The sequence below is a fragment of the Mesorhizobium sp. M7A.F.Ca.AU.001.01.1.1 genome (assembly GCF_004022735.1).
Lineage (GTDB): Bacteria > Pseudomonadota > Alphaproteobacteria > Rhizobiales > Rhizobiaceae > Mesorhizobium > Mesorhizobium ciceri.
Genome location: NZ_RZPF01000465.1, coordinates 1 through 5,358, shown reverse-complemented (window position 1 = coordinate 5,358; position 5,358 = coordinate 1). Strand labels below are relative to the sequence as shown.

Below are 5,358 nucleotides of genomic sequence, written 5' to 3'. Positions count from 1 at the left end.
CTTCAGCGCATCCGAGAGGGTGGAAAAATAGGTGCTCATCATTCGATGCCGAACAGGCCGGCCATGTAGGGCGACACGAAGCGGTTTTCCGGATCGATGTCGCGGCGCGCCGCCATGGCATCGTCCCAGCGCGGGTAGAGCTTTTTCAGCTCCGCCGCTTTCAGGCTGTGCATCTTGCCCCAATGCGGCCGGCCGCCATATCTGCGGAAGATCGGCTCTGCCGCCCGCATGAACGGCAAAGGATCGTTCGCGGCGTCATGGTGGATGGCGATGGAGCAGGTCAGCCTGTTGTAGAATGGCGAAAGCCAGAACTGGTCCGGCGCGACCGAGCGCACCTCCATCGGGAAATAGACCTCGGGAAAGCGCTTCTCGGTCAGCTCGATGATCTCGGCCAGCGCCTTCGGCCCTTCCTCGAACGGCAAATGATATTCCATCTCGTTGAACTTGGTCTGCCGGTCGCTGGCATAGACGTTGAGCCAGTCCTGCACGTAGTCCTCGGCGGGAAATTTGGCGGCCGCCGATCGGATCAGGCGGCCACGCAGCGATGGCAGCCAGGCAAGTGAAGTGCGCAGCCTGCGCAGTGTCCTCAAACCCGCCTCGTCCTCTTCCGGCGGCCGCGTGGTGGGTGCGGCATCGCTGAAATCGCTGGCGATGAACTGCGCATAGCCGGAAAACGGAATGTAGTAGAATTCGGCCGAGCGATGCGCGGCCATCATCGCCTCGAAATCACGCAGCATCTCGGTGATCGGCAGCACATATTTGCGGCGGCGCAACCGGTAGGTCGCGATGTTGTTCAGCGTCACTTCGGTGAGCACGCCGAAAGCGCCGAGCGCAACACCGATGGCGTGGATCATGTCCCGATCCCCTGCCCGCTTGAAGTCGCGGACCTTGCCAAGGCCGTCGACGATCTGCACCGTCTCCAGCTGCGTGTGATAGGCGCCGAGCGTCGGCCCAGAGCCGTGCGTGGCTGTGCCCAGCGCGCCGCCGATCGCCTGGCGGTCGATATCGCCCATGTTGGGCAGGCCCTGGCCAATTCCTTGCAGGATGTGCATGAGCGGGCCGAGCCGGGTCCCTGCCCGCACCCGCGCCTGATGTTTTTGCGCGTCGTGCGAGACCAGCCCTTCCAGTCTCTCCAGGGACAGGATCGTGCCCTGCGATTTCACCAGCGGTGTGAAGGAATGACCGGCGCCGGCAACGCGCACCGGGCCGGGCGCGGTCCGGACGAGATCACCGAGTTCACCGGCATCGCCGGGGCTGGCGATCAGCTTGGGCTCGGCACTTACGAAGCCCGACCAGTTGCTCCAAGTGTTCGACATGGCGCTCCCCGCTCAGGCAACCGCACGACGGCGACGTGACACAAGAACGAAGAGACCGAGCAGCGCCACGCTTGCCACCGCGCTGGCGGCGGCGAATTCCGGCACCGGCCGGAAATCCTTGCCATCGATGAGCAGCGACGCCGCAATCGGCCCGATCGCCAGGCCGAACAGCTGGGCTGCCGGCACCAGCAGCACAGCGGTGCGCGTCTCGTCGGCGGTGATCGCCAGACGGATCTGGTAGGGCACGATGAACAGCAGGATAAAGCCCATGGCCAGGGCAGCGACCCAGAACGTCGTCAGGCCGGGGCTGCTGGCAAGAACCAGGGAACTGACAAGCGCCACGACGCCGATCGCCGCGATGGCAAGGCGATAATCGATGCGCGCCTCGAACGCGGTCGCCGTCATCGCCCCCAGGACCTGCACCGCGAGGCTGGCCGAGACGATCAGGCCGACGGTGCGGCCATCGATGCCGTATTGCGCGCCTAGCGGCTCCAGAAAAGCCCAGACCGCGCCGAAGAACATGAAGTAGCAGAAGACCGACAGCAGCGCGGTCATCGAGGGAACCGTCAGCACATTGGCCAGATTCTCTTCCTTGGGCAGGTCGGCATAGTCACCGGGCACGGTGAAAGCGACCGCCAGCGACACGACGCAGACGACGGCAAGAACGATGAAGCCACCCGCCGACCCTGCGGCCGGGATGACATAGAGCGCCAGCAACAGGGCGAGCGCGCATTGCGCCAGCGTCTGCATGGTGACGAAATAGCCGCCGATGCGCTCGGCACGCCGCGAGCGGGCGATCAGTTCGGTGGCGATGGCGACCAGACCGCCCTCGGCGAGCCCGGCAAGGGCGCGGGCCGCAATCAGCATGTTGGCGCTCGCGGCATAGGCCGTCCACACATTGGCCAGCGCCAGCAGCAGCAGAAGGACGGCACTTTTCCAGCGCATATTGTGGGCCGAAAGCAGCATCGCCACGACGGCCGAACCGATGGCAATGGCGATCATCTCGGCGGTGGCGACCAGCGCCAGTTCGTCGCCGCTGACATGGCCTTCGGTGTAGAGAGCTCCGAGCAGCACCGGCTGCAGGCCGAGGATGAGCAGGCCGACCGAACCGATCCACAGGGCCGAGGCGAGCTGCCAGCCGGTCGGATTGCCGACCAGCCAGTCGCCACTGCCTGCGTGGCCGATATCTGTCGAAGCCAAAGGCGCCTCCCCAACGTCCTTGCCGCGCGGCAAAAAAGCTGACAACCTGTCAGTATTTCAGAAACTGATACTTGATCATATTTCTTGTCAACCGGAATCTAAAAACCGTGCGAAAGATCGGTGCATGACGGAATTGAAGAGAATGGCGACCGAGCCGAGGCGCAAGCCCAAGCAGGAACGCAGCCGCGAGCGCATCGACGCGATCCTGTCGACGACCATGCGGCTGATCGGGGAAAAGGGTATCGACGCCGTCACTATGAAGGAGGTCGGCATGCTGGCGGGCGGGCCAATCGCCACCGTCTACCACTACTTTCCCAACAAATCGGCGATCCTGGCGATGCTCTATGAGCGGTTTTCAGAGGTCAGCCGGGCACGGCTGACGACGATCATCGCCGAAATCCACGAGGCGAAAGATGTCATCGTGGCCGCTGACCGGCTGCTCGATGATTATCTCAGCCGTGTCGCCGGCGATCCGGCCATCCAGGATCTGCAGAACGCCATCCAGGCCGACAAGGCGCTCAAGAACCTCGACCTCGCCGAAACGCGGCACCAAGCCAAAATGTTCTGCGACCATGTCATCGCCTTGCTGGAGCCCGAGAGGCGCGAGCAGTTCGAACGCATGGTTCTGCTGATCTTCCAGCTCGCCGGCGGCGTGGTGCGCCTGGCGCTTGCCGAGGGCGAAGCGGAAAGCCGCCGGACCATCGAGGATTACCGGTCTATCATTCACACGCAGCTGCGGCTGTTCCTCTAGAGCCGCGCCTATTTCGCCCGATGGACGAGGCCTTCGAAGCCGTGTGTCAGATCCGAAGCGCCGGCCGCGAACATCTTGACGAGATTTTGCGGACGGCCGGGAGTCTTGTTCGCATCGAGGAGGATGGCCCTGCCCTCATGCATGACGAAATCGAATTTTCCATAGTCGAAGCCGAGTTCACGCCGGCGCTCACGCAGTTCGTCGGGCACCGGGACGGGCTCGCGCCGGATCGTCTCCGATGCCTTGACCAGGCCGTTCGGGGAGACGTAGCGGGTGCAGCGCTCTCGCTCTCCGCAAAACACCCAGAAACGAACAGCAAAACCGTCGGGTTCTCTCTCCGGAATGAACTTTTCCACGACGAGATCGTCGCAATCAAAGACGCCGTCTGGAACGTCGCCGAGAGATCCGTGGATCTCATAGGGGTGCAAGATTGGCAAATGCGGAAACGGCGGCTGTTTGCCCGCGCGCTCGGATCGCCGGTTGAGGAGCGTCTCCGGGATTCCCCGATTGTTGAGATTGCTTTTGACGATCACCTGACCTTGCCAGCTGTCGGTTTTGTCGATCAATGCACCACTGATCCGCCGTTTGGATATGTCGGCGGCGCCGATGTTGAGGCAGAATGCAAAACACCGGGCATAGTCGACATAGTCCGTTGGCGTCACCGTGGCATCGACATGCAATACCGCCATATCGGCGCTGACCGGCTTCGACAGGCCTTGCTGAACCCGAACCGAATGGCCGCGCCTTTTCAATTCCGCAAGAATGTCGAACAGCATGTATGGGCTGCTCCTGCGCAGCAGAATATCGCGCCTGCCCAGGAACCTGTCATGCTCATGCGTTATCACGGCGATACGCGCCACTATCCACCTCCTGGACTGTCTGTAGATGCCTTGAAATGTCTTGGCTTGTCCAACGACCTCTATTAAGCCCCGGTGATATCCAAAATCCAGGCGTGCAGGGGGCCAATGGAATTGCATGACAAATCATTGGGACGATTACCACCGCCATTGGAAACTTCTGGAAGCGCCGCTCCGGCCGACAGCGGAAACCGTCGCTATATTCGATCGCGAACTTGATCTCGGAAATGCCGATGTCCTTCTCTTGGGGGTTACCCCGGAATTGGCAGTTCTGGGCAAGTCGATGTTGGCGGTCGACCAGTCGGCGGCCATGATTTCCGGCGTATGGGCTGGCGACGACGGCTCGCGACGGGCAATCGCCGGCAACTGGCTTAACCTGCCCGTGGACCGCGCAAGCATCGACGCCGTCATCGGCGACGGATGCCTGTCGGCGGTCGCTTCCCAGGCGGCGCGCAGTTCGTTGTTTGGCGAGGTCGCCAGGGTGCTGAAGCCTGGCAGGCGCGCAGCGATCCGCGTCTTCGCACGACCGGAAACGGCGGACGATCTGTGCGGCATCGAAGCTCTGGTTCTGGCCGGCGGGATCGAGAATTTCCACGCGCTCAAATGGCGGATTGCGATGGCGTGTACGACCGACGACCGCGATTTTACCATCAAGGTGGCAACGATCCGCGATGCATTCGGCAGACTGTTTCCGGACCGCGAAGCTCTTGCCGCGCGAACAGGATGGAGCATGAGCTCGATCAACACGATCGACGTCTATGCAGGCTCGGACATAAGCTACAGCTTCGCGACGCTGGCCACGCTGACCAACGAGGCAGCCAACTGGTTCGGCGACGTGCGCGTCGTGCCGAGCGGAAGGTATCCGCTGGCGGAACGGTGCCCGCTTCTGGTGCTCGGTTCGGCCAGGCACCGGTAAGTTCATCATCATGCGCCAAGAGGCGCTCCGAGCGCCTTGACTCCGGCGCGCCGCCAGCCTATTTCAGCGCCACGTTAGCACTCGCCTTTGGTGAGTGCTAACCACATGTCCGGCGCCGCCGGATGGAGGAACTGTTTCTCACCGTTCTCATCGAGGAAGAAAAAATGGCAAAGTCGAAGTTCCGCCCGCTTCATGACCGCGTGGTCGTTCGCCGGGTCGAATCCGAATCCAAGACCGCTGGCGGGATCATCATCCCCGACACGGCAAAGGAAAAGCCGCAGGAAGGCGAGATCATCGCTGTCGGCTCCGGCGCTCGTG

Annotated in this window: 6 protein-coding genes; 3 read left to right on the top strand and 3 right to left on the bottom strand. The window is 62.5% G+C overall.

Annotated features, from left to right (window positions below):
* Positions 1 to 38: 38 nt before the first annotated feature.
* Positions 39 to 1,316 (bottom strand): D-arabinono-1,4-lactone oxidase, encoded by a 1,278-nt coding sequence (locus tag EN884_RS24395; protein WP_024504859.1) that lies wholly within the window; start codon positions 1,314 to 1,316, stop codon positions 39 to 41.
* A 12-nt stretch (positions 1,317 to 1,328) separates the two neighbouring features.
* Positions 1,329 to 2,516 carry an MFS transporter gene (locus EN884_RS24390; RefSeq protein ID WP_063170196.1) on the bottom strand — a complete coding sequence of 396 codons (1,188 nt, stop codon included), beginning with the start codon at positions 2,514 to 2,516 and terminating at the stop codon, positions 1,329 to 1,331.
* Between the two features lie 124 nt (positions 2,517 to 2,640).
* Between EN884_RS24390 and EN884_RS24385 the strand changes: the two genes are divergently transcribed.
* Positions 2,641 to 3,267, top strand: coding sequence for a TetR/AcrR family transcriptional regulator (locus EN884_RS24385; protein WP_027163205.1), 627 nt, complete (start codon positions 2,641 to 2,643; stop codon positions 3,265 to 3,267).
* 8 nt (positions 3,268 to 3,275) lie between these two features.
* Here EN884_RS24385 and EN884_RS24380 read toward each other — a convergent pair whose 3' ends face one another.
* Complete coding sequence (locus tag EN884_RS24380) at positions 3,276 to 4,127, bottom strand: hypothetical protein (RefSeq protein ID WP_063167712.1); 852 nt, start codon at positions 4,125 to 4,127, stop codon at positions 3,276 to 3,278.
* Between the two features lie 115 nt (positions 4,128 to 4,242).
* Between EN884_RS24380 and EN884_RS24375 the strand changes: the two genes are divergently transcribed.
* Both EN884_RS24375 and EN884_RS24370 read left to right on the top strand, forming a co-directional pair.
* Entirely contained in the window at positions 4,243 to 5,040 is a 798-nt protein-coding gene (locus EN884_RS24375; RefSeq protein ID WP_128360777.1) for a class I SAM-dependent methyltransferase, read from the top strand.
* A gap of 164 nt (positions 5,041 to 5,204) precedes the next feature.
* On the top strand, positions 5,205 to 5,358 hold a 154-nt coding region (locus tag EN884_RS24370; RefSeq protein WP_164750074.1), incomplete at its 3' end, for a co-chaperone GroES.